This window comes from Microbispora sp. H13382, assembly GCF_014161445.1.
Lineage (GTDB): Bacteria > Actinomycetota > Actinomycetes > Streptosporangiales > Streptosporangiaceae > Microbispora.
The window spans coordinates 184,995-208,736 of the sequence record NZ_JABBXA010000007.1 but is presented as its reverse complement, the minus strand read 5'-3'; the positions used below and the strand labels follow the sequence as shown (position 1 = coordinate 208,736).

The following is a 23,742-nucleotide window of genomic DNA, read 5'->3' as shown; positions in this document are numbered from 1 at the left end:
CAGCCTAAAGCCCCGCGCGGCTGCGCTCCGCCGCGCGGGGAAGGCCGGTCGCGGTCAGGAGCGGGCGTCCCACGCGGCGAGGATGCGCGCCTCCTTCTCCGGGTCGATGCCGTGGCTCAGCCGGACGCCGCCGAAGCTGCGCCGCTCCTCGGGAATGTCCTTCAGCCACTCCCAGGTGTCGCGCACGGTCTCCCGTACCGGTCTGCAGGTGAGACCCGCGGCGACGGCCTTCGCGGAGGAGTGGGTCCACACGCCCTCGCTCTCCCCGGCGGCCGACCACAGGGGAAGCTCGGTCCACTGCTGCACGCCCTGGTCGAGCAGGAACCGGTCGCCGGCCCAGACGAACTCCGCGTCGGAGCCGGTGACCTCCGCGCAGTCGTCCAGCCAGCTGCCGTACGTGGCGTTGCCCTGCACTCCGCCGGTCATGTAACGGCCGGTCGTACCCCTCGCCACCTGGTCGAGGGTGAAGGCCGCGATGTCGCGGGCGTCGATGAGCTGGATCGGCAGGTCCGGGTCGCCGGGGGCGAGCACCCGTCCACCCCTGGAGATCCGGGTGAGCCACCAGGGCAGCCGGCCCACGTTCTCGTGGGGTCCGAGGATCAGGCCGGGCTGGATGACCAGTGCGCCGCCGTCGAAGTGCTGCTCGACCGCCCGCTCGCAGCCGGCCTTCAGCACGCCGTAGTCGCCGAACTCGGCGTCCGCGTCCGGCGGGCACTCGTACAGCGGGAAGGTCTCGTCGACCCCCTGCTTCTCGGGCCAGTCCCGATAGGCGGAGATGCTGGAGATGAACGTGTAATGCGAAGCGTGCCCCGACAGCGTGCGTACCGACTCCAGGACGACGCGGGGGACGAACCCGCACACGTCGACCACCGCGTCCCACTGCCTGCCGTCCGCGAGCCGCCGCAGGTCCGCGGCGACCTCACGGTCGCCGCGGACCGCCTCCACACCCGGCAGGTCGGTCCCGCTCCTGCCGCGGTTGAAGGTCGTGACCTCGTGACCGCGTCGCAGCGCCTCCTCCACGATGGCGCGTCCGAGGAACACCGAACCGCCGATGACCAGAATTTTCATACGGACATCCTTGGCCCGCCCGCCCCCGGCGTCTGCCCCGTTTCACGGTCGGCGGACGTGATCCGCTCACAGCGGAAGGCGGCCCACAGGACGTCCCGGCGAGTCGCCGTACGGCCGTTCCCCCCGGCCGAGACCGGGCCGGGCTCAGCCGGTGCGCAGTTCGGGAACCGGCGTGAAGCGCTCCTGCTCCAGCACGTGCACCCGCGCCGCGCCGATGTCGAAGTACAGGCCCGTGAGCTCCAGCCTGCCCGCCCTTACGAGGGTGTCCACGAACGGGTGGGTCCGCAGGTTGTCGAGTTGCTGGATCACGTTGACCCGGCAGAGCCGGTCGAGCGGCCCGGCGTCGTCCTCGGTGCGTTCCTCGGCCACGAACCGGGCCAGGCTCTGCCGCCCGTGCCGCAGCCAGTCGCGCAGCGCGGGCAGGTCGGGCACCTCGCCGAGCAGGGCGGCCATCGCTCCGCAGCCCGAGTGGCCGCAGACCGTGATCGTGCGCACCTCGAGCACCTTCACGGCGTACTCGATCGTGGCCGCGACCGAGTCGTCCGCGGGGAGGGCGCCCGCGCGCGGCACGAGATTGCCGATGTTGCGCAGCGTGAACAGGTCGCCGGGGCCGCTCGCGGTGATGATGTTCGGCACGATGCGGGAGTCCGCACAGGTGATGAACAGATGCGACGGCGACTGCTTGCGGGCCATGCGGTGGAGCAGCGGGCGGACCATCGGCGCGGTCCGGCGCTGGAACTCCCGCGTCCCCTCCAGCAGGTCGGGCGCGCCCTGCGGTCCGGGAATCGCGGTGACGAAGTCATGGTCGCCACCGCCCGCGCCGTTCGCGCCGATCACCTCGTAGGTACCGGCGTCCCCGGCGCAGGAGTCCATCGGACGGGAGCGGCGCCGGTAGGCCCACGGTAGCCACCAGCGGTCGTGCCGGGGCGGGATCCTGGCCGGGTACAGGCGGGCGCCGCTGATCGCGGCGGAGTACCACTCGCCGTGCGGCTCGTCCACGTCGATGACGCCGCCGGTGCGTTCGTGCTCCAGCCGCCAGGCGTGCAGGGCCTCGAAGGCGGCGTTGTCCATGAAGTCCAGGTGCAGGTCCAGCTCGACCGCGGACCCCGCGGGGATGCCGCGCAGCGCCTCGGTCAGCCGGGGCACGCCGAGGAACGTCAGCGACCCGGTGACGATGACCCGCCATCGCCGCTCGCCCGCCTGCCGTACGTCGACCGAGACCCAGGCCAGGCGGCGCAGGGCCAGCAGGGCGGCCAGCCCGAGGCCGATCGCCACGCCCTCGGCCAGGCCGACCAGCACGACCCCGGCCATCGTCACGAAGTAGACCGGTATCTCGCGGTGGCTGCGCAGGTTGCGGACGTGCCCGAGGTTGACCATCTGCACGCCGATGAACAGCAGCAGCGCCGCGAGCGCCTCCAGCGGGATCAACGCGATCATCCAGGCGAAGGCCGCGGTGAACAGCAGCACCCACACCCCGTGGAGCACGGTGGACCAGCGGCTGCGCGCGCCCGCCCGCGCGTTGGTCGTCGTGCGCACGACGACGCCCGCCACCGGGAGGCCGCCGAGGGCGCCGGACACCACGTTCGCCACCCCCTGCGCGGTCAGCTCGCGGTCGAGGTCGGCGCGCGGACCGTCGTGCAGGCGGTTGGAGGCCACGCAGGTCAGCAGCGACTCCACCCCGGCGAGGAGGGCGACGAGCAGGACGGCTCTGGCGATCGCGTGCCAGTCGCCCTGCGGCATCAGCGGCGCCTCGACCGAGGAGAACCCGCCCTTCAGGTCCACCTTCGTCAGGTCCCAGCCCGTCACCGCGGCCGTCAGCGTGGCGACCATCAGCGCGGCGAGCGGGGCGGGCACGGTACGCAGCCGGGGGACGCGCCCCCACACGAGCAGGACCCCGATCGTCAGCACCCCGATCACGACGCTGTGCGTGTGGTTGTCGAGGATCTGGGCGGGGAGCTCCACGACGTTCTCCAGCGCGGAGCGCTGCGGCGAGCCGCCGAGCACGATGTGCAGCTGGGACAGCGCGATCACCACGCCGACCCCGGCGAGCATGCCGTGGACGACGGCGGGGGAGACCCCCAGTGCGGCCCGCGCCACCTTCAGCCAGCCGAGCCCCAGCTGGAGGACGCCGGCCATGACGGTGATGGCGCAGGTGGCGCGCCAGCCGTAGGTGTGGACGAGCTCGGCGACGACCAGGGAGAGCCCGGCGGCCGGGCCGCTCACCTGGACGACGGACCCGCCGAGGGCGCCGGCCACCACGCCGCCGACCACGGCGGCGACGAGCCCCGCCGCCACCGGTGCGCCCGACGCGACCGCGATGCCGAGCGACAGCGGCACCGCCACCAGGAAGACCACCAGCGAAGCGGGCACGTCATGCTGGAGCACGGACTTCCAGTTACGGCGTGAGATCGCGTCGTCACTGATTGTCATGGGCTGACGATATGTCAGCCACCAGGGCCCTCACCAGGCAGGCAACGGGAAAATCACCGGTAGTAGTCGGGATAGTCGCTCTCCGGGTTGCGGTGGCTGCCCCGCCGCCCGCTCGCCGAGGTGGGGGTGTCGCCGTACAGCTCGTCGTAGGAGGGCCAGCTTCCTCCGGTGTTCTGCTCGGGCCACGACGGCTGCTGGGCGTCGCCGTATCCCTGCTGCGGCTGCTGGGGGTCGTAGCCGTACCGACTCTGCCCTGACGGGGCGTCGTAGCCCGCCGATTCGTATGGCGAGGCGGTGCCCGGCGCGGTCCCGGGCGCGGAACCTGTCACCGTGTCGGAGGCGTCGATCGTCGCCCAGCCCGCGCTCACCTCGTACGACGGGGTGGAGGGCGCGGCCGGCGGCGTCGAGCCGGCCGCGTAGCCGCCCTCGGCGGGGTAGCCGGAGGAGTAGCCCTCGTAGGCCGGGGTCTGGTAGGTGTCCGCGTTGGGCCAGGAGGACGCGCCGCGCGGCGGTTCGGGGTCGTCGAGCACGTCGCGGGCGCCCGTCCAGGAGGGGTCCGTCGTGGAAGCGGCGGCGGCGGGGACCGGCGGGTAGCTGCCCGCGACCGGCCAGCCGGGGTCGGTGGCGCCGCCCCTGTCGGGACCGGCGCCCGTCGCGTTGGGCGAGTACGGCGGAGTGTCGGCCGCACGGAACGGGCCCGTCGCGACGCCGGACTGGTCGTAGGTGTCGGAACGCGGCGTCTCGTAGCCCGCCCACGCGTCGAAGGAGCCGCCGGTCGAGCGGGGCGCGGAGTCGGCGAGCGCGTCGCCCGGCGAGGCGGTGGACGCCGCGGCGTCGAACGCGCCGCTCGTGCGGGCCGCGTCGTACGAGGCCGCGGCGAAGGATCCGGTGGCCGGGATGGCGGAGGACGGCGCCGTGTCGTAACGGCCGTCGGGGGAGACGGAGTGGGAGCCCGTGCCGCCCTGCGCCGTGAACGGCCCGGTGCCCGCCGGCGTGTCGTACGCGGGGGCCCCGAACGGCCCGGTGCTCGCCGAGATTCCCAGCGGGTCGGCGGGCTGCGTCCCGTACGAGCCGGTGCTCGCGGACGACGGGAACGGACCCGTGGCGCGCGGGCTGTCGTAGGAGCCGCCGGTCTCGGCGGCGGCAGCGGCGGCGGCGCGACGGGCGGCGCGCGACGACCGGCCGGACCTGCCCGACCTGCCGGACGCGCCCGGCGTGGCCGGCTGGGGCCCGGTAGCGGTCGCGAAGGGGTCGCCCGCCGCGGGGGAGTCGAAGGGGCCGGTCGCGCGGCTCGCGTCGAAGGGACCGGTCGCGGAGGAGCCGGCCGCTGCGGCGGCGTCGAGCAGGTCGGGCGTCGGCGCCGAGAACGTGACGGTCTTCTGGTCGGCGAGGGCCGAGGCGGGCACGGGGGCGGCGGGCATCACGGGCTCGGAGCCGCCGGCGCGGGAGGGGCGGGAGGGGCGGGACGGGCGGGAGGGCAGGGGGGCCTGCACGGTCGCGGCGTCGGGGTCGGCCGCCTGGGCCGGGGCACCGGCCACGCCCTCGGTCTCGTCGACCGGACGGGGTGTGGCCATCTTCGCGGCGATCGTCCCCCCGAAGCCGCCGTCGTCGGCGCGTACGCGCGACCAGTAGTCGTCGTCGTAGTCGTCGGCCTCGCCCCACTCGTCCACGCCGCGCTTGCCGCGGGCGGCGGCGGGCTGTTTGCCGCCGCGCTGCGCGGGCCGCGCGGCCTGCCGTCCGCCGGGGCGGGGGGCCGGGCGCGGCGCGGGCCGCTGCTTATCCGGCTCCTCGAAGGCGTCGAACCCCTTGGGGAAGCTCTCGAAGAACGTCTCCTCGGCGGGCCGCCGGGGCTTGGGGCCCTTGTTCTCGGCCATCGCCTTGATGCGCTCGGCGGAGAGAGCGCTCTCCCTGCGGTTCATCGACCGCATGCCCAGCGCCACGACCAGCAGCACAAGAAGCACGACGGCGACAAGACCCGAAATGACCGCAGTCATAGCACCACCCTCAAGGCCATGGCCTTTCTGCGGCGCCGGTGAGATCGCGCGGCCATCGACGCGACCTGCCCCCTTTGACCACCTGCGCTCAGCAATTGGATCCGATTCTGCTCGACCACAATGACCGTTGTCACACCCTAGGCGAAGATTGGTGTAGCACGACTACCTCCGGTGCTCAGCATGTCACTCGATCGTGTTCGCCGTGAGGCGCCCACGGGCGATGGTGTGACTCGCGATGCCCTCCAGGGTCTGCGCGAGGTCGGCCCCCTGCTGCAGCTCGAGCTTCGCGTTCAACGCGTAGACAGTGAAACGGTAGCTGCCGTCGGCCCGGCATGGGGGCGCATAGCCCACCTTCCCGCTCGTCGTCCTGCCCTGCCTGGCGCCCCGGGGGACGTCGTTCATGCCCAGCTCCGTCGTCGCGGGGTCGATGTCGTACACCACCCAGTGCACCTCCGGGCCGCTGAGAGGACTGCTGTCGTCGACCACGAGGGCCACCGACTTGGCGCCCGACGTGCCCGACCAGCGGAGAGGCGGGTTGCCCTGCCCCCCCTTGCAGGAGTAGTCGTCCGGCAGGGGGGCGCCGTCGCGGAACTGCGGGCTCGACACGCTGATGACGTCGAGGTTCCTCGGCGACCCCCCGCCCAGGATTCCGCAGCCCGACGCGGCCAGCGTGAACGCCGTCACCGTGACGGCGGCTCGCACGACCGCTGATTTTCTCGGCGACCCCATGCCCGATGATGCTACGCGGATTGGACAGGTGCCCCGACCGGATCGCGGTGATCCGTACCGATGATCGAGCCCGTACGGGCCGTTGACCTCGGTGTCTTCAGAATCGATCCGCGCGCGTCGAGGACCGTTGTGCGGGGGTGTGAGGCTTCGCGCGCGCTTTCCGCCAGAATCGAGGCATGCAGGGGGACATCCGGGGCGCGGGCATGAGCTTCGCCGTTCTGGGCCCCCTCGTGGCCGCCTACGAGGAGGCCCGGCCGGTGTTCGCGAAGCGGTTCGGGGCCGACCCCTCGCCCGCGCCGGCCGGGCTCCACCCCGCGATGCTGAGGGGCGAGCCCGCCGTGGAGGGGGCGCGGCCGTCACCGGCCGCGACGCCCGCCGGGCCCGCTCCGGTGCCGCCGCCCGCGGATGGTGCGCCTGCCGGACCACGTCGAACCCCGCCACGTACGCCCCGCCCCCGTCCGGCCGCACGAGCGTCGCCAGGACCCCGCACCGCTGTGGTCTTCCCGGCCCCGCCGGGGCCCGGGACGCCCAGGAGCCGGCCCTGGGGCACCGTCGAGTCCACCCGTCGGGCGCCCGCGTCCGGCCGTGCCGTTTCGCCAGGCCGTGCGGAGCGGCGCCGACAGGGCCCTGAGGGCGGCCGTCACCCGCTGACATATCGCCGACGGCTTGCCTAGGGTGGGGGCGTGACAGCACCGCTCCGCGATCCGGCCCATCCGGTGTCGCGCCGCGCCATCGTGTTGTGGCTGGTGGAGGCACTGATCGGCTTCGTCCTGCTCGTCGGCGGGACGGCCGGGGCGGCCGCCTGGCTGAGCGGGGCGCGGTGGCCCCCGGACATGCTGTCCGAGCACGCCTGGCTGCTCCCGGTCGCCGTCGGCGTGGTCATGGCGCCCTTCGTCGTCCTGGAACCCCTGCTGCGGTACGTCGTACACCGCTGGGAGCTGTCCGGCGACGTCGTCTACGCCCGGGCGGGGTGGCTGAGCAGGCGGTGGGTCTTCGTCCCGGTGAGCAGGATCCAGACGGTCGACCGCGCGCAGGGCTGGCTCGAACGCCTGCTGGGGCTGGCGACCGTGGAGATCCGCACGGCCTCCTACGCCGGATCGTCCACGATCTCCGGGCTGGACGACGAGGTCGCGGCACGCCTCGCGGAGGATCTCGCCCGGCGGGCCGAGGAGCTCAGGGACGACGCCACGTGACCGGCCCGCCGCCTTCCACCGCCGTCCCTCCTGGCGGCCCGCCCGCCGCTCCCGGCGCGCCGGAGCCATCCGGGACCGCGCGGCTGAGCCCGCGGGTGCTGCTGATCGACCCGATCCGCATGCTGCCCTCGCTGGTCCTGCCGCTGGCGGGCGTGCTGCTCGCCGGGGGCTTCTCGCCCGCGTCGTTCGGCTGGGCGGCCGCCGGGGTCGCCGGTTCGGCGATCTACGCGGTGCTCCGGTGGGCGACGTTCACCTACCGGGTCGCGGGCGGCAGGCTGGAGCTGAACCGGGCACTGGTCGGCCGTTCGGTGCGCACGATCCCGCTGGAACGGATCAGGGGCGTCGACGTCAGCGCCTCACCACTCCACCGGGTGCTCGGCCTGGCCGTGCTCAGGCTGGACACCGGTGCCGGAGGCGGCGAGCAGGAGGGCGTGCTGGACGCGCTCACGGCCGAGCGCGCCGAGGCGCTGCGCGCCGTGCTGCTCGCCCGCGGGCCCCTCCCGGCGGTGCCCGGACCGGCCGGTGCTGGGACCCCTCAGGACGCCGGCCAGGCCGAGCGCGGTCCCGGCCCGGCCGCGCAGGTCGTGCGGGGCGCCGCCGTCGCGGCTGCGGGAGCCGTTCCCGCCGAGGGGGAGGGCGGCGGGGCCGACGACCCGCCGCGGGTGCTGGCCCGGGTGCCGCGCGCCTGGCTGATGTACGGCCCGCTGTCCGGCGCCTATCTCTTCACGCCGTTCGCGCTGGTCGCCGGTGCCTTCGGTCTCGCCTGGCAGTGGCGGCGCGAGCTGGGCCTCGGCGAACGGGCGGCCGTGCGCGCGCTCGAATGGGCGCTCGACCGGCCCGGGCTGCTGATCGCCGTCGCCCTGGTGCTCGTGGCGGCCATGCCCGTCGCCGGCGGAGTGACGTACGCGCTGTTCAACTGGGACTTCACGCTGCGCGCCCGGGAGGGGCACCTCGTCGCCGAGCGCGGCCTGTTCACCCGCAGGGCCGTGTCGCTGGAGCGGCGCAGGATCAGGGGGTACGAACTGGCCGACGGCCTGATCGAGCGGCGTGCCGGGGTCGTACGGCTGTGGGCCCTGGTCACCGGGCTGGGGGACGCCCGGAGCAGGGGACAACTGCTGCCCGTGACGCCCCGGGCGTTCGCCACCGGGGTGGCCGCGGAGGCGGTGGGGCCGATCCGGGCGCCGTTGCGCCGTCATCCGCCCGCCGCCCGCCGCCGCAGGCTCGTGCGCGCGGTCGCGCCGTGGCTTCTGGTCGCCGTGGCCGCCCTGCTCGCGGGCTGGAACCTCGCCGCGATCATCGCGGCCGTGCTCGCCGCCGCGGGGGTGCCCCTGGCCTTCGACCGCTACCGCTCGCTCGGGCACGCCTGGGACGGCGCCCGTCTGTCGGTCAGGTCGGGCTCCCTGCGCCGCGGTCAGGTCGTCGTGGAGCGCCGCGCGGTGGTCGGGTGGACGGTGCGGCAGACGCTTCCGCAACGGATGGCGGGCCTGCTGACCGTGGTCGCCGGGGTCGGCGCGGGCAGCGGCGGCTACGCGGTGGTCGACGCGGGGGAGGAGCAGGGCGTCGCCTTCGCGGCCGAGGTCACCCCCGAGTGGCTCGCGCCGTTCCTCGCCCCACGGCCCCCGGCGAGCTAGGACGCGTGGGCCCGGCGGGCGTGATCGGCGCGCGTCCAGGCCGGAGCGGGCACAGGGCGGAAGAGGAACAGCTGGTCGGGCCGCCCCGTGCAGGACTTCTGGGCGAGTTCGGCGCCGGGAGTCACGTCGGCCTCGCCGTACAGCGCTCCGAGGCACAGCCCGCTGTGCAGGGGCCGCAGGGTGAACCCCGGCCCCGAGGGCGTCAGCAGGAACCGCTGGTGCGCGGCCCCGGAGCAGTTCTCGGGAGCGAGCAGCGTGTCCTGGCCGGTCAACGCACCGTCGACCGTGAGGCAGCCGACGCCCTCCTCGGGGTGGTGCCATTGGATCTCGTAGGCGCCGCCGCCGGCCGCCCGCAGGTAGGTGTCGGGGACGAGGTCCCGGCAGGGCCGCTGCACGGCCAGTGGCCGGTCGGTCCGCTTGTTGCGCTCGCGTCCCTCCCCGACGCACAGGTCGGCTCCGGCGACGTGCGAGGGGATCATGCGGTACCACCCGTCGCGCGGCATGCGGCCGCCCCCGGGGGTCGCGGCGGAGGACGGCGTACGGTCGCTCCCGGCCGTCGCGGCGCCGGGGAAGGCCGAGGACGGTGTGCGGTCGCTACCGGCCGTCGCGGCGGCGGGTGCGGGCGAGGGCTTCGCACCGCCGCCGGTCAGGGACGCGCGCAGCTCCGGCAGGACCGCGCCTGTGGCGAGGAGCAGGACCACGACGCCCGCGCCCGCCACGGCGAACCGCCGCAGCACCCGGGTTTCCGGTCGTACGGCGTCCCGGAGCGGCCCTGCCGGATCCTCCGCCGCGGCGGGGTCGTCCGGTACGGCGGGGGCGGCGGGTTCGGCGTGACCGGACCGGCCGGCCGGCCCGGGGTGCTCCGGCCGGCCGGGTGGGCGGTCCGGGCCGGTGGCCTCGTCCCGCGGATCGGCCGGAAGCGTCATGCCCGCGGCGAGTCGCTTCCTGTGCGCCACCCAGCGCGCCGTCTCGGCCTCGCCGAGCCCGCAGGCGCGGACGAAGGCGGCGACGAACTCCTCCCTGGGGAGGGTCGTGCGTCCCAGGGCCCCTGCGATCGTGCTGGTGGGCAGCACGTCCCCCGCCGTCTTCGCGGCGGCCGTGAGCTGCCGGTAGGTCAGGCCGGACCACTGGCGGAGACGGCCCAGCGCGGCGACGAACTCGGCCGGGTTGGTCAGGCCCTCGGGTTGGGGAGGCGTGCTTAAGGGCCCTGACACGACGATCCTCCCAAGCCCCGCTTTGGCGTCGATCCGGGCGAAACACTAACAAAGATCGGTGACGCGAGGCAGCCCTCCGGGTCAGCGGATTTCGCCGCCCGGAGGGCTCGGAGGAGTGGCCTGTTCCTATCCCTGGTCGCGCTTGGTCACGTAGACGAAGTCACCCAGATTGAACCCCGCGTCGAGGCCGCGGTCGGCGTCCCAGCGGTAGTGGACGCCGAGCCAGAGCCGGCTGAGGGCGTCCTCCTCGGCGGCCTGCTCGAAGCTCGTGAAGGTCCTGGTCTTCGGGTTGGCGTTCGGATCGTCGGTGGACGCGGTGAAGGTCAGGTTGTGCCCGAACCACCTCTGCATCACGCCCGCCCAGGCCCCGGCGAACGTGGCATGTCCGGAGATGTACGCGGGGAAGGGCGGCGAGAAGTGCTGCCCGGCGGCGTTCACCGACAGCGGCGCCCAGGAGGGGTCGGGTGTGACGGCGGGGTTGAGGTTCGTGTCGGCCAGCTTGATCGCGCTCTCCGGCCGCCACAGGTCGACCGGTGAGTCGAACTTCGCCCCCCAGGCGACGATCGACGCGTCGGCCAGCGCCATGGAGACGAGGTTGAACAGCTCCGCCGTCTCGTTCTGCTTCAGTTTCCTCTGCTTGGCCACCGTCTGGGTGATGGAGAACAGGTGCCCCACCGGCCGGTAGGTGCCCTTGCCGTCGTTGGCCCAGAAGAACGCCGCGTGCGTCTGGTCGGCGGACCGCGAGGTGGGTGTTCCCGCCCCGCCGTACGCCTTGACCTCGTTGACCTGCTGCGCGTACTGCGAACTGCGGACGAGCTGGTCGTAGGAGGTGAAGCCGCCGGGCGGCGGTGGCCGGAACTGCGTTGAAGACGTCATGGCGAACGGCTTGAGCCTCCCCCAGTTGGGCGTCACGGCCGGTCCGGAGCCCGTCTGCCGCCACGCGCCGGGGACCGTGCCCTCCGTGTAGGAGAGGTCGAACGCCGGCCCGTCCCCCGACCGCTCGGCGATCATCAGATCGCCGATCCTCTCGCCGTCGGCGCGTCCGCCCTGGATGTAGCGGGACGGGACCGACGAGGGGATCTGCGCGAGCGCGTACGCGAGGTTCGCGTCGAAGTCGAGGTACGGATAGAGGTGTTCGAGCACGCGGTGTGCCGCCGCGTCCATGGTGGCCTCTATCGAGTCGTCCGGGTTCTGCTGGGTGATCTTCGGCAGGTACGTGACGGGCGCGGCCGGCCAGTTCGCGTCGTGGAGGGCGATGTGCAGCATGGCGCCGGCCCGCGCGAGCCGGGTCGGGTCCCCGTCGTGGCTGTACTGAGGGTCGACGCCGTCCCGGGGAAGGGTGCGGATGGTGTCGAGGAAGACGCTGTTCCAGTAGAGGACGTGGTCGAAGGCGGACGCCTGCGGCGGTGGCCCCGTGACCGCCGCGTGCGTTGCCCGGGGGAGCGCGACCAGCGTGCCTGCGGTCACCAGAGCGGCCGCCGCGAGCACGCGGATGCGTTTCCACCGTGATCGTCGATGCAAGGAGAACCTCCGTGGGGGGAAGAGGGAACACCACGGAAGATCGTCGATCGACGAGACGCGGGACAAGGCTGATGATCGTCCGGAACTGTTCCGGACAGTCCGACACGGGGCTGTTCGCCTGAGACGCAGAGAGACGGGGCCGGCGACGGCCCTCGTGCGCAGCCGGGCATCCGCGCGGACGTGCGAAAGGCCGGCGGGGAGTTCGCGAACTCCCCGCCGGCCTTTCCATGCCAGGTTGATCACGGCCGATGCCGTCACCGGCTCCGCTCAGCGGGCCTCGAAGGCCCGGCGTCCCGCGGGGTCAGTCCTGCTTGCGGGCGCCGAACATGATCTCATCCCAGGTCGGCACCGAGGCCCGGCGTCCGCGCGACTTGCGGGGACGCGGGGGAGCCGGCTTCGGCACGGGCGGGGCGGGCGTCTCGGGCTTGGCGTCCTTCGAGGCGTCCTTCTGCGCCTCCTTCGCGCCGTCCTTGGGCCCGTCGCCCGCGCGCTTCCCGGCGTCACCCGTACGGGCCGCCGGGGCGGGAGCCGGAGCCTGACGCGTGGGTGCGGCCTCGGCGGCCGGCTGCGCCGGAGCTTCAGCGGCCGGCGCGGCCTCCGCCTGAGTGGCAGCCGGCTGGGCCTCCGCCGCCGGAGCGGCAGGGGCGGGAGTGGCAGGGGCCGTCGCGGGCTCCGCGGGGACGTTCGCCGCGGTGTCGGCCGCCGGCGGGGCGGCGGGCTCCGTCGTGGGCTCCGCCACGGACTCCGTGGGCACGCTCGTCGCGGTGTCCGCCGCCGGTCGGGGGGCGGGCGCCGTTACGGGCTCCGCGGGCGGAGCGGGTGCGGGGACGGCGGCGGAAAGCGCGACCGCCGATGTCGCCTCGTCCGCGGCGCCGCCGGCGGGGTCCGCGGTCGTGGCCATGGCGGTGTCCACCCCTGTGCCTGTGCCTGTGCCTGTGCCGGTTTCCGTGCCCGGATCGGGCGCGGCCGGGTGCTCGCCCTCGGCAGCCGCGCCGGGGACGTCCGTGCGGGCGTGAGCGTCCGGGACCGCTGCGGCGGCGGCCGCGCCGGCACCGCCAGAGGCGCCGCCTCCGGCGGCCACGACGTCCGCGGCTCCGGAAACGGTCGCCCCGGAGTCCGCCGTCGCGGTGCCCGTCGCCTCCGTACCAGCCGGAACGGGGTCCGGCGCCGCCGCGGTGCCGACGGTCGTGGTCGTCGTGGTGCCCGTGGGCGTCGAGGAGTTCTCGGCGGACAACGCGTCCGCGGGCGTCGCGGGGCGCGCGGCCTCCTGCGGGTCCGCCGACGTGCCCGCGGCATCGCTTGGCGTCGTGGTGGCGTCGGCGTCCGGCGCCGCGTTCGCGGCGGGCTCCTGCGGGCGGGACGCCGGTCCGGCGACGGTGGCCTCGCCGACAGCCGCAGCCGCCGCAGCGGGCACGGGCGTGGCATCGGCGACGGGCTGGGACGCGGCCTGCCGTCCCACCGCGTCCTGACCGTCCTCGCGGCCCGCGCCGTCTCCGGTGGCCTCACGGCTCGGAACGGCCCGAGTGTCCGCGGCCTGCGGGACGACCCGGACGGACTCGGCGGCCGGCTCCCCAGTGGTCTCCGCTGGGGTCTCCGCGGCGCGCTCCACCCTGGCGTCGGTCGGGGGCACGGGGTCGGGGGCGGCGATGAGCGACTGCGGCAGCCGGAAGGGCACCGGGGTCAGTTCGGGCCGGTACGCCGCGGGCTCGTCCGCGTACGGTTCCGGCCGTCCGGACTCGGATCGCCCGGGCTCCGCGCGCAGCGGCGGGCTCAGCCGCGGCGGCGGCACGGGCTCGGCCAGCGCGGCCGGCTCGGAGCGCACGGGCTCGGGACGTACGGCAGGCACGCCGAGACCGCGTTCGTCACGGGCCGGATAGGCCTCCTGCGGCAGCGGCGGCACCGGGGCGAGCTTGGACGCCAGGCGGGGCACGAAGGGCCGCACGGTGGCGTCGTCCCGCTCCGGCTCGACGTACTCGGCCGCCGACAGGCGCATGGCCTCGTCGTCGTTGGGGGTGATGTGGCGGCGGCGCGGGTCGAAGAGCCACTCGGCGTGCCGGGTGTGGCCGTTCCAGACGAAGCCGAGCCGCACCCGCCACAGGTTGTCGTCGCGCTTGGCGGAGTCCCAGTCGATCTCGTCGGCGGGCACGCCGCGCCGGGTCAGCCGCTCGGCGACCAGTTCGCCGAGCGTGGGCCCGGGGGTCGTCTCGCCGGGCATCCGGACCGAGACCCGCTGGGCCTGCTGGGCCATGTACTCGCGCTCCTGGAGAACCGGCCCCTCGAACCAGCGGACTCTCTCCACCGGAATGCCGGCGGTGGCCGCGATCTCCTCCGCCGTCTCGCCGGCACGGATGCGCGCCTGGATCTCCTTGGGACGCAACGGGCTCTCCACTTCGATCTCGTACTGGCCGAGACGGGAGAAGTTGCCGCGGACGGCAGCGCGGAGCCGGTCGTCGACGGGCAGCGTGAAGCGCGTGCCCCGCCCGGCCGTCGCCAGGACGAGGTACGTTCCGTCCTCACTTACCGCGACGAGACGGAGCTCCTGCATGCGAGTCCCTTCGTCGTCGTGCTCTGTCTTCCCCCGGACCCTTGAGTCTCTCGCGTGAGCCGGTTGCCTTCCAGCACCGTACCCGGCATGTCCGAACATCGCCTCGCCAGGGGGCGAGGCAGATGTTGTGACCCCGGTCACATTTTTCGCGTTCACCTTTCCGCAACCCGTCGGTCGTGTGGGAGCGGCAGTCCACGGACGGCGGCCGCGCCGCCGATCCGGCCCAGAAGGCGAGAGCGAGGGTCGTGTCTCCTCAGGTGGTGCGCGCCCACCGCCCGTCCGTGTGGCACGGGCGCGGCGCACGGCGCCGTGACCGTGCCGTACGCCGTGCGGCCGGACCTGCGGGAGGGTCTCATTCCTGCTTGCTCCCTCGGGTTCGAGTGGCGCGCCGGGCTCTGGTGTGCCCGTGCTCCGCAATGTGCCTGCCCGAGGGCCGGCGCGGGCAACGCGACACGCGGAAGACGCCGGACCGTGGAGAGGGACTTTACGCGGCCATGGGGTCAGGCTTCCCGCGACGCGCCGAGTACGCGGTCGAGGTAATCGTTGGCGAACAGCCCGTCCGGGTCCATCTCGCGGCGCAGCGCGAGGAAGTCGCCGAACCTCGGATACACGGTACGCAGGTAGTCCGCGTCGCGGGTGTGCAGCTTGCCCCAGTGGGGCCGGCCCCCCAGCCTGACCATGATCTCCTCCACGCCCTCGAAGTACGCGGGGTCGGGGGCCTGGCGGTAGACGTGGCAGGCGACGTACGCCGAGGGCCTGCCGTACGCGGTGGACAGCCAGGCGTCCGAGGGCGGCGTGACCCGCACCTCGACGGGGAAGGTGATCGGCCAGTCCGACCGCTCCACGAGGTCCCGCGTCTCGCGCAGGGCCTGGGCGAGGTGGTGGCGCGGAACGGCGTACTCCATCTCCAGGAAGCGGACCTCGCGCACCGAGGTGAAGACCCGGTAGGACGCGTCGACGGACTCCGACGCCCCGAGCATGCGCGCGGAGACTCCGTTGATCGTGGGCACCGCGCCGGGGAAGCGGGCCCCGAGGGCGCAGGCCGCGCCGAACAGCGTGTTCTCCAGGAAGACGTTGTCGAGCCACCGCTTGAACGCCGCGGGCGGCCGGGCCGGTCCGGCGTCGCGGTTGTTGCGCTTGACCAGGCAGGTGTCGGTGTGGGGAAGCCAGAAGAAGTCGAGGTGGTCGTCGGTCTCCGTCAGTTCGCCGAGCGTCTCGAGGATCCGGCTGAACGCCATCGGCTCGCGGCGGGCCCGCAGCAGGAACGCGGGCTCGACCCGGAAGGTGACCGCGGTCAGGACGCCGAGCGCGCCGAGGCCCACCCGGGCGGCGTCGAACAGGTCGCCCTCGCGCACCGTCGTCACGGAGCCGTCGGCGAGGACCATCTCCAGTTCGACGACCTGGTCGGCGAGGCCGCCGACGTGCCTGCCGGTGCCGTGGGTCCCGGTCTGGATCGCCCCGGCGGCGGTCTGGGCCGTGATGTCACCCATGTTGGCCAGCGCCAGGCCGCGCCGGTGGAGCTCCTCGTTGAGCGCGTGGAGCGGGGTGCCCGCGGCGACCTTGACCCATCCGTCGCCCGCGTCGAGGACGCCGGTCAGCGCGCCGGGCCGCAGCAGGATGCCGTCGGTGAGCGCGACCCCGGTGAACGAGTGCCCCGTGCCGGTCATACGGACCCGCCGGCCGGTCCTGGCGGCGTCCCGTACGGCGTCGGCGACCTCGGCCGTCGATGCGGGGGTGCGGACCTCCGCGGGGGTGACCGACTGGTTGCGCGCCCAGTTGACGAAGGCGTCCATGATCCTCCTCGCCCCGGCACCTGCCCGGGGTGGACATGAACACTACTCATGATCGGGCCGGCTGCCTATGGGCACGCGGCCCGCCGCTCAGCCGGTGTACTGACGCCTCCGGACCAGCGCGGAGCCGCCGAGGCCGGCCACCACCGCGAGCAGCGCGCAGGCGTAGGAGAAACCGTACGCGTTGGATGCGCCGAACAGGTCCGTCAGCCGCCCGCCCGCCCACGCGCCGGCGGCCACCCCGAGCCCGAGGGCCGTGGAGATCCACGCCATGCCCTCGGTGAGCTGCCCGGCCGGGACCATCCGCTCCACGAGGGAGAACCCGGTGATCAGCGTGGGAGAGATCGACAGGCCGGCGAGGAAGAGCGCGGGAGCCATCGCCCGGATGTCGTCCATCAGCAGCACGGGCGTGAGCCCGGCCGCGAACAGCGACAGGCCGCGGACGAACCGGCTGCGCAGGCTGATCTTCCACTGGCGGGAGCCGAACCACAGGCCGGAGACCATGCTGCCGGCCGCGATCGAGGCGAGCAGGAATCCCGACGCCGCCTTGCTGCCGTGCTCGTCGGCGAAGGCGACCGTGATGATGTCGATCGAGCCGAACACCGCCCCCATGGCGAGGAAGACGGCCGACAGCATCGCGACCCCCGGGATCGCGATCGGGGACCGGCCCGCGCTCCGGTGCCGCACGGCCGGCGGTTCGGTGCCGCGGAAGCAGGCGAAGGCGAGGGTGCCCGCCAGGGCCAAGGCGATGGTGGCGATCAGCCCGGCGTACACGTTGACGCCCGTGGTGAGCGCGGTCACGAAGGCCGGCCCGCCGACGAAGATCATCTCGTCGGCCACAGACTCGAACGAGAAAGCGGTGTGCAGCCGGCCGGAGTCCTTGAGCACGTGCGACCAGCGGGCCCGGACCATCGAGCCCAGCGACAGGCCGGTCGCCCCGGACGCCACGCCCGTGGCGTACAGCGTCCACTGCGGTGCCCCGGCGTGCGCGCACAGCATCAGGGCGGTGATCGAGACGGCGTGCAGGAGGATGAACGGGACGAGGACCTTCGCCTGGCCGAACCGGTCCACCAGCCGCCCCGACAGGGGCGCGGCGACGGCGAACGCGAGCGACACGGCCGCCGCGACCGCCCCGGCGGTCGCGTACGACCCGGTGACGGCGGAGATCAGCAGGATGACGCCGATGCCGAGCATCGACATGGGCGCGCGCCCGATGAACCCGGAGATGACGAAGCCCTTGACTCCGGGCGTGCCGAACAGCCCCCGATACGGCCCGACCATGGTGTGTTTCCCTTCCGCACGGTGGTGCGTGTGCGTCCGGGCCGGCCGTTCGACAGCGGCGGCGGTCCCAGGGCGCCCCCCGGGACACGCGGACGGCGTTTGTCTCCGGTTTGGTTATCGCCTACCCGCATATCATGAGGCAAGTGATTTTTCCGCGTCGGGGGTGCAGGGGCTGAGGTGAGGACACCCACTCATGCCGCCTCCGCGCGGCTGCGCCCGATCGTGACCGGCCTCGCCGTCGTGATCCTGAGCGTCATCACCGCCGGCACCGCCTTCCTGGTCACCTGGCCGGACAGGGGCGCGCTGGCGGCGGGCGGCGGCCGTCCGGGGCAGGACGCGGCACGGGCGGAGACCGATGGAGCGCGGGCGGGCGACCCGCCTCCGGCCGCGCGGGCGACGGCGGGAAGCCTCGTGCCCGACCGCACGCTGCCGTCGAGCGCGCCCGTCGTCGGCGGGCCCGGCGTGCAGGTCACGCCGCCGCACCTGCTGGCGATCGCCCCGAAGCGGGTGCCGGAGGGCACCCTGCTGAAGATCGCCAAGCTGCGGCACGTACAGAAGGTGGCGGTCACCGACGGCGGCGCGGTCCACGTGTCGGGCACGGCCCTGCGGCTGCTCGCGGTCGACCCGGCCACGTTCCGGTCGTGGACGCCCAAGCGCGTGGCCGACCACCCGGAGGTGTGGAGCGCGCTCGCCCGGGGCGAGATGGTCGCCGACGTGGCCACGATCAAGCGTCTCGGCATGGTGCTCGGCGCGGACTACCAGATCGACCGCGGCCCCAGGCTGCGCGTCGCGGCCTCGGCCTCGCTCGGACTGCCCGGGGTGGACGGCCTGGTCAGCCAGGACCTGGGGCGCAGGCTCGGCTTCCCCGCCGGCGTCGTGGTGCTGGTCCACGGCGACCCGGGCAAGGTGAGCGACACGGCGGTCAGGCGCCTGCTCGGCAAGGGCGCGCAGGTAGTCCGGGTCGGGCAGGCCGCGGCCCGGCCGCACGCCACGGCCACACCGGGACAGGCCCTGGTGGGGCGGCCCGGGAGCTACCTGGACCTCTACCAGCGGGCCGCCACCGTCTGCCCCGGCCTCTCGTGGACCGTCCTGGCCGCCATCGGGCAGGTCGAGAGCAGCCACGGCCGCAACAACGGCCCCTCGTCGGCGGGGGCGCTCGGGCCGATGCAGTTCATGCCCGCCACCTGGAAGGCGTACGGCGTGGACGGCGACGGCGACGGCGAGGCGGACATCTGGAGCCCCTACGACGCGGTGCCGTCGGCCGCCAAATACCTGTGCGCCAACGGAGCCGGCGCCGGCGGCGACAAACTCAGGAAGGCCGTGTGGTTCTACAACCACTCCTGGGACTACGTGAACAAGGTCCTGTCCCTCGCGGACGCCTACGCCCGCGCGTACGCCTCCTGAGGGGGAAAGTCTTACCGGACCGTCACCCTGCCGCCGGGCGGGCGGGCCGCACGGGTGCCGGGCAGCAGGTCGCCGGGCATGGAGCGGGCTCGGGCTCGGCGAGTAGTTCGGCCACCATCGACACGAACCGCGGATGGGTGCCCGCGGTCGAGGCCCTGGTGAGGGCCATGCCGAGCTTCTCGGCCGTGGCCGCCGCCTCGACGTCGAGGTCGTAGACGACCTCCATGTGGTCGGAGACGAACCCGATGGGCACCAGGACGGCCGACCGCACGCCCTCGGTGTGCAGCGCCTTCAGGTGGTCGCAGACGTCGGGCTCCAGCCAGGGCACCTGTGGCGGGCCGCTGCGGCTCTGCCAGACCAGGTCCCAGGCCCGCCCCTCGCCGAGCCGTGCCTCACCGATCTGGGCCGTCACCAGCTCGGCGGCCCGCCTGAGCTGGGCCTCGTACGCACCGCCCGCCGGGCCCGCCGTCCGGGCCATGGAGACGGGGATGCTGTGCGCGGTGAACACGAGCCGGGCCTGATCGCGGTCGCTCTCGGGCAGCCGGCCGAGGGCCTCGCGGGTGTGGTCGGCCATCGCCGCGACGAACCCGGGGTGGTCGTAGTAGTGACGGAGCTTGACGATCTCGGGGGCGCCGGGGACGGCGGCGCGGGCACGGGCGATGTCGTCGAGGTACTGCCGGCAGGACGAGTAGGAGCTGTAGGCCGCGGTGACGAAGGCCGCCGCCTTGCGGACGCCGTCCTCCTTCATCCGGCGGACCGTGTCCTCCAGGAACGGGTGCCAGTTGCGGTTGCCCCAATAGACCGGCAGGTCCACGTCGAGCGCGGCGATCAGGTCACGGCACTGCTGGTTGATCGGGCTGACTCCGCCGAACCCCTGGTAGTGCGCCTCGACTTCCAGCAGCCGCTCGCGCGGCACGCCCCGGCCGCGCACGACGTTCTCCAGGAACGGCATGACGTCCTCGGGCTTCTCCGGCCCGCCGAAGGAGACGACGAGCAGGGCGTCGTACCCGTTGGTGCTCCCCATGCGCCACACCTTACGCGGACGGTACGACAGTCTGGCCCGCGCCTTAAAGGTTGGGCGGCTGCCGCGTCTGCGAGTAGGTTCGAGCGGTGAGCCAATTTCCGGACATCCCCGAATACATGGCCCTGCCGCGCGTGAACTCCCTGCGGCTGTCGCCCGACGGGACCCGGCTCGTGTCCGTGGTCCAGTCGCTCAACCCCGACGGCAAGTCGTACGGCACCGCGCTGTGGGAGATCCCCCAGGACCCCGGAGGCGAGCCCCGCCGGCTGACCAGGTCGGCGAAGGGGGAGGCGGGGGCCGAGTTCACCCCCGACGGGACTCTGTTCTTCGTCTCCCGCAGGCCCGACGAGACGGCCAAGGAGACCGGCGGCGACACCGCCGCCCTGTGGCTGCTGCCCGAGCGCGGCGAGCCGGTGCGCGTCGCCACCCGCCCAGGTGGGGTCTCCGGCGTGCGGGCGGCCGGCGGCGCGGTCGTCTACGCCTCCGCGGTGCTCCCCGGCGACGCCGGCACCGAGGAGGAGCGCCGCAAGGCCCGCGAGGAGGCCGGGGTGAGCGCGATCCTGCACGAGGGCTATCCGGTGCGTTACTGGGACCACGACCTCGGCCCGGCGCAGACCCGGATCTTCGCCGGCCGCGCCGCGCGCGAGGGCCTGGAGGACGTGCGTGACCTCACGCCCGAGCCCGGCGGCGCGCTGGACGAGCACATGTCGTTCGACGTCACCCCGGACGGGCGGACCGTGGTCACGACCTGGCGGGTGCCGCTCCGGAACGGCGACGTCCGCTGGGACCTGGTCGCGATCGACGTCGCGGACGGGTCCCGGCGCACGCTCGCGACGTCCGGCGGGCACGACTTCGGCGGTCCGGTCGTGGTGTCGCCCGACGGGCGGCTGGTCGCCTGCGTGCGGGAGCGGCACGGCACCGAGGAGGCGCCGGTCGCGCTCGACCTGTGGGTGGTCGACCTGGACACGGGCGAGGGACGCACGGTCGCCGGGGAGATCTTCCCCGCGGCGGTCGCGTGGGCGCCCTCGTCACGGGAGCTCTACTTCGCCGCCGACCACCAGGGCCGGCGGCCGGTCTTCCGCGTCCCCCTCGACGGCGCGGTCACCCGGGTGACCTCGGACGACGGTGCGTACGCCGAACTGTGCCCGGCCCCCGACGGCTCGGTCTACGCCCTGCGCGGCGCGATCGACTCGCCGCCGCGGCCGGTGCGGATCGCCGCCGACGGCTCGGTGACGACGCTGCCCTCGCCGACGCCGCCGCTCGACCTGCCCGGCACGCTGACCGAGGTGACCGCGACGGCCGAGGACGGGACCGAGATCCGCGGCTGGCTGGTCGTCCCCGCGGAGGCGACCGCCGAGGACCCGGCGCCGTTCCTGCTGTGGATCCATGGCGGTCCGCTGTCGAGCTGGAACGACTGGAGCTGGCGCTGGAACCCCTGGCTCATGGCCCGGCACGGCTACGCCGTGCTGCTGCCCGACCCCTGCCTGTCCACCGGGTACGGCCAGGGCATGGTCGAGCGGGGCTGGGGCGACTGGGGGCCGGTGACCCACGCCGACCTCATGGCGATCACCGACGAGTGCCTCAAGCGGCCGGAGATCGACGAGCAGCGGACGGCGGCGATGGGCGGGTCGTTCGGCGGCTACATGGCCAACTGGGTCGCCGGGCACACCGACCGGTTCCGGGCCATCGTGACGCACGCCTCGCTGTGGAACCTGGACCAGTTCGCGGGCACCACCGACGGCGCGAACTACTGGCAGCGGGAGTTCGGCGTCCTCGGGTCCGCCCGGTACGCCCGGCTGTCGCCCCACCGGTCGCTCGGGGAGATCAGGACGCCGATGCTGGTGATCCACGGTGACAAGGACTACCGCGTGCCGATCGGCGAGGGCCTGCGGCTGTGGTGGGACCTCCAGCGTTCGGGGGTCGAGTCGAAGTTCCTCTACTTCCCCGACGAGAACCACTGGGTGCTCAAGCCCGGCAACGCGATCGCCTGGTACGAGACCGTCCTGGCCTTCCTTTCTCAGCACGTCCTGGACGAGGAGTGGACCCGGCCGCCGTCCCTGAGCTGACCGTTGAGTGGCGGTACATCCTGATTTGGAAGGATGTCTCCATGCGGCCGACGCCCGAGCCGGGCGCCGGCCGCGCTTCGTTTTCCGAGCACGTACGAGGAGGGGGCAGGCCAGGATGGACGAGCGGGAGTACCGGCATGACCGCGCGCGGGTGGAGGAACTGCTGGAACTGGCGACCGGCATAGCGGAGGAGGCCGGCCAGATGCTCCTCGCCAAGCGGCCCGCGCGGCCCGAGGTGCTCGCCACCAAGTCGAGCCCCACCGACGTCGTCACCGCCCTCGACCGGGCCGCGGAGGAACTGATCCGCGGCAGGATCGCCGAGGCCAGGCCGCACGACGCGATCCTCGGCGAGGAGGGCGGCGACACCCCCGGCGAGGGCGCCGTCCGGTGGGTCGTCGACCCCATCGACGGCACGGTCAACTTCCTGTACGGCCTGCCGGACTGGGCGGTGAGCATCGGCGTCGAGGTGGACGGCGAGATCGTCGCGGGAGCGGTGCACAACGTGCCGCGCGGCGAGCTGTTCACCGCGTCGAAGGGCGGGGGCGCCTGGCTGAGGGGCGAGCGACTGCGCTGCAACACCGGCGTCCCGCTGGCCAAGGCCCTCGTCGCCACCGGGTTCGGCTACGAAGCCGGGCGTCGCCGGGTGCAGGCCGAAGTGCTGGCACAGGTCGTTCCCCAGGTCAGGGACATCCGGCGCGGCGGCTCGTGCGCCGTCGATCTCTGCTCCGTCGCGACGGGCCGCGTCGACGCCTACTACGAGCGCGGCACCAACTACTGGGACCACGCGGCGGCGGGCCTGATCGCCGTGGAGGCCGGGGCCCGGCTCGGCGGCCTGAACGGCAGGCCGGTCAGCCCCGACATGACGTTGTGCGCGGCCCCCGGGCTCTTCGAGGAACTGCACGACCTGCTCGTCCCCCTCGACCCCGAACGCGACTGAAGGCCCCCGGCTTCGACAACGTCCGCGCGGCGCCGGCCGGTCGATCCGGCCGGCGCCGCGGTCGCTCATCGTCGCGTTGCTCGGTGCTCATCAACCGCGATGCTCTGTGCTCGTCGGTCGATTGCCCAGGTCCCGGCGGCATGCCCGGCCGCCTCGCGGGTACGCGGCGCAGGACGACGGCGGAAGGAGCAGAACATGACCGTTCCCGAAGAGAACGCCCCCAAGACCGATCAGAACGACCCGGCCCTGTCGCGGCAGGCCGCGCCCGCACAGCGGGGCGACTCGCGACGCGGCCCACAGGACACCGAGATGGCCGCCAAGCTCAAAGAGGCCATGTCCGAGGCCGACGTGGACCGTGACGACTTCGCGTGACGACTTCGCGTGACACCGGCGGTGCCACGCTCTGCGCGACTATGGCCCGGGGCGCCGAGCCGGCGGCCGCCGCGCGCCTGACCAGGAGCCGCTGTGAACTCCCGCCGAGTACATGCGGGGTTCGCGCAGGGTTCGCCCAGGGTTCGCGGTGATTTCGCGCGGAGTCCGCCGGGCACAACGCGCGCAGAGAGCGCCGGGCACGACGCGCGTGCGTCCGCCCGGCGCGGACGCCCGGAGTTCGCCCGGGCACACAGTCGAGGGGGCCCGCCGATCGGCGGGCCCCCTCGTCAGTGTTCGTAGCGGTCAGCGCGGGATGGAAATGCCGTGATCCTCGGCGAGGCGGTGCAGGTCCTCGATCTCGGCGGTGAGGGTGTCGGCGAGGAAGTCGTCCCCGCTCGTGGTGGCCTCTTCAAGACCCTTGTAGGCCTGGTCGAGCCTGGTTTCGATCGTGGTCGTGAACTCGCCCATCTCACCTTCTTTCTCAGGGGGCGAAACGTGTCACTGGGGGCTCCGGCGCGGCTCCTGCGGTGAGGCACGCCCTTCCCC

At 73.9% G+C, this 23,742-nt stretch carries 17 protein-coding genes; 6 read left to right on the top strand and 11 right to left on the bottom strand.

The features are described 5' to 3' along the window. Positions 1-54: 54 nt before the first annotated feature. From HHX41_RS16790 to HHX41_RS16775, 4 genes are all read right to left on the bottom strand, one after another. On the bottom strand, positions 55-1,068 hold the full coding sequence (locus tag HHX41_RS16790; protein ID WP_182906683.1) for an NAD-dependent epimerase/dehydratase family protein: 1,014 nt from the start codon (positions 1,066-1,068) through the stop codon (positions 55-57). Positions 1,069-1,212: 144 nt separating this feature from the next. Beyond that, positions 1,213-3,498 carry a SulP family inorganic anion transporter gene (locus tag HHX41_RS16785; protein WP_182906682.1) on the bottom strand — a complete coding sequence of 762 codons (2,286 nt, stop codon included), beginning with the start codon at positions 3,496-3,498 and terminating at the stop codon, positions 1,213-1,215. Positions 3,499-3,551: 53 nt separating this feature from the next. Continuing rightward, a complete protein-coding gene (locus HHX41_RS16780) occupies positions 3,552-5,492 on the bottom strand; it encodes a hypothetical protein (protein ID WP_182906681.1) in 1,941 nt (646 codons plus the stop codon). Positions 5,493-5,675: 183 nt separating this feature from the next. After that, the gene (locus HHX41_RS16775; RefSeq protein WP_310742024.1) at positions 5,676-6,194 is read right to left on the bottom strand and encodes a YbhB/YbcL family Raf kinase inhibitor-like protein; all 519 of its coding nucleotides are present in this window, start codon (positions 6,192-6,194) and stop codon (positions 5,676-5,678) included. A gap of 710 nt (positions 6,195-6,904) precedes the next feature. Between HHX41_RS16775 and HHX41_RS16770 the strand changes: the two genes are divergently transcribed. Both HHX41_RS16770 and HHX41_RS16765 read left to right on the top strand, forming a co-directional pair. After that, positions 6,905-7,414: a PH domain-containing protein gene (locus HHX41_RS16770; RefSeq protein WP_182906680.1), complete on the top strand. Its 510-nt coding sequence runs from the start codon at positions 6,905-6,907 to the stop codon at positions 7,412-7,414. Then, positions 7,411-9,045 carry a PH domain-containing protein gene (locus tag HHX41_RS16765; protein WP_310742023.1) on the top strand — a complete coding sequence of 545 codons (1,635 nt, stop codon included), beginning with the start codon at positions 7,411-7,413 and terminating at the stop codon, positions 9,043-9,045. Before HHX41_RS16770 ends, HHX41_RS16765 begins: the two co-directional genes overlap by 4 nt. Here HHX41_RS16765 and HHX41_RS16760 read toward each other — a convergent pair. From HHX41_RS16760 to HHX41_RS16740, 5 genes are all read right to left on the bottom strand, one after another. Next, complete coding sequence (locus HHX41_RS16760; protein WP_182906679.1) at positions 9,042-10,259, bottom strand: XRE family transcriptional regulator; 1,218 nt, start codon at positions 10,257-10,259, stop codon at positions 9,042-9,044. The two genes, HHX41_RS16765 and HHX41_RS16760, sit on opposite strands and share 4 nt — an antisense overlap. 126 nt (positions 10,260-10,385) lie before the next feature. Beyond that, positions 10,386-11,780 (bottom strand): vanadium-dependent haloperoxidase, encoded by a 1,395-nt coding sequence (locus HHX41_RS16755; RefSeq protein ID WP_182906678.1) that lies wholly within the window; start codon positions 11,778-11,780, stop codon positions 10,386-10,388. 301 nt (positions 11,781-12,081) lie between these two features. Further along, positions 12,082-14,325 carry a septation protein SepH gene (gene sepH, locus HHX41_RS40645; RefSeq protein WP_259401021.1) on the bottom strand — a complete coding sequence of 748 codons (2,244 nt, stop codon included), beginning with the start codon at positions 14,323-14,325 and terminating at the stop codon, positions 12,082-12,084. 500 nt (positions 14,326-14,825) lie between these two features. Continuing rightward, complete coding sequence (locus HHX41_RS16745) at positions 14,826-16,118, bottom strand: D-arabinono-1,4-lactone oxidase (protein ID WP_182906677.1); 1,293 nt, start codon at positions 16,116-16,118, stop codon at positions 14,826-14,828. A gap of 87 nt (positions 16,119-16,205) precedes the next feature. Further along, complete coding sequence (locus tag HHX41_RS16740) at positions 16,206-17,396, bottom strand: MFS transporter (RefSeq protein ID WP_182906676.1); 1,191 nt, start codon at positions 17,394-17,396, stop codon at positions 16,206-16,208. A gap of 177 nt (positions 17,397-17,573) precedes the next feature. Between HHX41_RS16740 and HHX41_RS16735 the strand changes: the two genes are divergently transcribed. After that, complete coding sequence (locus tag HHX41_RS16735; protein WP_310742022.1) at positions 17,574-18,800, top strand: lytic transglycosylase domain-containing protein; 1,227 nt, start codon at positions 17,574-17,576, stop codon at positions 18,798-18,800. A gap of 22 nt (positions 18,801-18,822) precedes the next feature. Here HHX41_RS16735 and HHX41_RS16730 read toward each other — a convergent pair whose 3' ends face one another. After that, a complete protein-coding gene (locus HHX41_RS16730) occupies positions 18,823-19,824 on the bottom strand; it encodes a ferrochelatase (protein ID WP_182906675.1) in 1,002 nt (333 codons plus the stop codon). Between the two features lie 116 nt (positions 19,825-19,940). On the opposite strand from HHX41_RS16730, the gene HHX41_RS16725 reads away from it, so the two are divergent. From HHX41_RS16725 to HHX41_RS16715, 3 genes are all read left to right on the top strand, one after another. Beyond that, complete coding sequence (locus HHX41_RS16725; RefSeq protein WP_182906807.1) at positions 19,941-21,887, top strand: alpha/beta fold hydrolase; 1,947 nt, start codon at positions 19,941-19,943, stop codon at positions 21,885-21,887. A gap of 115 nt (positions 21,888-22,002) precedes the next feature. After that, positions 22,003-22,824 (top strand): inositol monophosphatase family protein, encoded by an 822-nt coding sequence (locus HHX41_RS16720; protein ID WP_182906674.1) that lies wholly within the window; start codon positions 22,003-22,005, stop codon positions 22,822-22,824. A 195-nt stretch (positions 22,825-23,019) separates the two neighbouring features. Further along, positions 23,020-23,196, top strand: coding sequence for a hypothetical protein (locus tag HHX41_RS16715; protein ID WP_169980160.1), 177 nt, complete (start codon positions 23,020-23,022; stop codon positions 23,194-23,196). Between the two features lie 303 nt (positions 23,197-23,499). Here HHX41_RS16715 and HHX41_RS16710 read toward each other — a convergent pair whose 3' ends face one another. Next, positions 23,500-23,664, bottom strand: coding sequence for a hypothetical protein (locus HHX41_RS16710; RefSeq protein WP_169949406.1), 165 nt, complete (start codon positions 23,662-23,664; stop codon positions 23,500-23,502). Between the last annotated feature and the right edge of the window lie 78 nt (positions 23,665-23,742).

What these genes read in the sequence shown, in the direction of transcription:
- HHX41_RS16790 (WP_182906683.1), bottom strand. Translation starts at nt 1,068, where the DNA reads ATGAAAATTCTGGTCATCGGCGGTTCGGTGTTCCTCGGACGCGCCATC.
- HHX41_RS16785 (WP_182906682.1), bottom strand. Translation starts at nt 3,498, where the DNA reads ATGACAATCAGTGACGACGCGATCTCACGCCGTAACTGGAAGTCCGTG.
- HHX41_RS16780 (WP_182906681.1), bottom strand. Translation starts at nt 5,492, where the DNA reads ATGACTGCGGTCATTTCGGGTCTTGTCGCCGTCGTGCTTCTTGTGCTG.
- sepH (WP_259401021.1), bottom strand. Translation starts at nt 14,325, where the DNA reads ATGCAGGAGCTCCGTCTCGTCGCGGTAAGTGAGGACGGAACGTACCTC.
- HHX41_RS16745 (WP_182906677.1), bottom strand. Translation starts at nt 16,118, where the DNA reads ATGGACGCCTTCGTCAACTGGGCGCGCAACCAGTCGGTCACCCCCGCG.
- HHX41_RS16740 (WP_182906676.1), bottom strand. Translation starts at nt 17,396, where the DNA reads ATGGTCGGGCCGTATCGGGGGCTGTTCGGCACGCCCGGAGTCAAGGGC.
- HHX41_RS16730 (WP_182906675.1), bottom strand. Translation starts at nt 19,824, where the DNA reads ATGGGGAGCACCAACGGGTACGACGCCCTGCTCGTCGTCTCCTTCGGC.
- HHX41_RS16725 (WP_182906807.1), top strand. Translation starts at nt 19,941, where the DNA reads ATGGCCCTGCCGCGCGTGAACTCCCTGCGGCTGTCGCCCGACGGGACC.
- HHX41_RS16720 (WP_182906674.1), top strand. Translation starts at nt 22,003, where the DNA reads ATGGACGAGCGGGAGTACCGGCATGACCGCGCGCGGGTGGAGGAACTG.
- HHX41_RS16715 (WP_169980160.1), top strand. Translation starts at nt 23,020, where the DNA reads ATGACCGTTCCCGAAGAGAACGCCCCCAAGACCGATCAGAACGACCCG.
- HHX41_RS16710 (WP_169949406.1), bottom strand. Translation starts at nt 23,664, where the DNA reads ATGGGCGAGTTCACGACCACGATCGAAACCAGGCTCGACCAGGCCTAC.